The sequence below is a fragment of the Occallatibacter sp. genome (genome assembly GCF_049802275.1).
GTDB lineage: Bacteria > Acidobacteriota > Terriglobia > Terriglobales > Acidobacteriaceae > Telmatobacter.
In genome coordinates this window covers 1-1,677 of sequence record NZ_JBARMD010000346.1, presented here as the reverse complement: position 1 = coordinate 1,677, position 1,677 = coordinate 1, and the positions used below count along the sequence as shown (strand labels likewise).

Sequence of the window (1,677 nt, the reverse complement as noted above, 5' to 3'; positions counted from 1 at the left end):
AGGCTGTAATGTTGCGGATGTTATCCGCGCCAGCGCCGCGCGAAGTCATACCCAGCGCATCAACCTTCTCCAGCACGCGAACGATGTTCTTCGGTTGGAATTCGCGGATCTGCAGGTTGGCGCGGGTAGTAATGTCAGCCCGGCCCGAGCCCCACTCCTCAGCCATCGACGCAAGGCCGCGCATCTGTTGCGCCTTGACGACCCCTCCGGGCAGTCGCAGGCGAAGCATGAAAGAATCCTGGGCCGGCGCCACATAGAACAGACCATGGAATTTGAAACGAAAATTGTCATCCGGCGCGGGCGCGCGATTGTCGTCGGCGTGCGCGACGAGCTTATTCCAGACATCGAGAGGATTCTGCTCATGCTTCCAGCGTTCTTCTTTGCAAAGCTCTGACACGGGCGTGCCGTGAAATTTCTCCTCTGCAGGTTCCGCCAGATTCACTGTCCCGGAGGCCGGATCGCCGGTGAGCAGACCGTTTGCGGTGAAGCCAACAAACGGCCGCGCGCTACGTTGCGTCGCACCCGCGAAGAAGCCAAGAAGATATTCCTTCTGTTCTGGGGTAAACCCTGCCGAGTTGAGAGATGCCGGTGTTTCCATGCCGAATGTCCTCAAATGAAGCCGCAACCAAAGTGAATTGGCTGGGACGCTCTCCGGACGCGTTCGCGCCGCAAGCGCGAATCGGCGTCGAGACCAAATCGAACACCGCAAGTAATGCGGAGGATTCAAGGCTCATCGCGGAGCGGGGACGTACTTAACTGTCGGAGTGGAGGGCCGCTGCACGGCATGGTGCAGGGTTCAGAGGTCAAGAGAAGACTTCGTAGTCTCTCCTATATTCGAATGATAGCGTGCATCTGGTGTGATTGCAATATGACGGATCGATTAGGTAAGACGCTTGCTTAACTCGTGCAGCTTCACACTTGTTTAATTTGTTCACCTCTCAATTTGTAAGTTTTGCTTGAGTTGAGATCAAGGGTATGATAGAGGTTCTATAGAGCAGTGCCTCAGGACACCGCGCTGTGTCCGCTGTTCGATCCAGCTGTTCCCCGCTCTCCGCTGAGCATCCCAAAACATCACAATGCCGATATTTGCAGACGCACGTCGTCTGCGCGTCTGTGCAATCAGACACCCAGATCGGAATGAGAGGAATGGTTATGGATTACATCAGCCCCTCGGAGGTTGCCGGGAGCTTTGTCGCCAATGGCGCGGTGAAGTCGAGGCTGCCTGTGAGCCAGTTGTTGTTGCGGGGAGCGCTCTCCGGCGCCCTGCTCGGGTTTGCCACCACCGTAGCGTTCACCGCAAATGCCCAGGGCTTGCCGCCCATCATAGGCGCTGTCTTATTTCCTGTTGGCTTCGCACTGATCGTGATTCTTGGCCTGGAACTGGTCACAGGCAGCTTCGCCATGTTGCCCGCGGCGTGGCTGGCCGGTGAGACTAGTCTGCTTCGCGTCCTGGGAAATCTCCTCTGGGTCTTTGCGGGAAATCTGGCTGGTGGCTGCCTGTATGCATGGATGTATACCGCAGTGCAGACCCAGTTTCACCATGGTCCGGCGACTGGCGCAGCCGCTTTGATCGTCGCCGCAGCCCAAGCCAAAACGCTCGGCTACGAGAAGCTTGGGATCAATGGCCTTTGGCTTGCCATGGTAAAAGCGGCGCTTTGCAATTGGATGGTCTGCATG

Annotated in this window: 1 protein-coding gene and 1 pseudogene; one reads left to right on the top strand and one right to left on the bottom strand. The window is 57.1% G+C overall.

From position 1 onward, the window contains the following. Positions 1-598 (bottom strand): annotated as a pseudogene (locus WA354_RS12110) (NirA family protein); the annotation flags it as partial. Between the two features lie 554 nt (positions 599-1,152). On the opposite strand from WA354_RS12110, the gene WA354_RS12105 reads away from it, so the two are divergent. Continuing rightward, positions 1,153-1,677: formate/nitrite transporter family protein (locus WA354_RS12105; RefSeq protein ID WP_472813269.1), on the top strand; the 525-nt coding region annotated here is incomplete at its 3' end.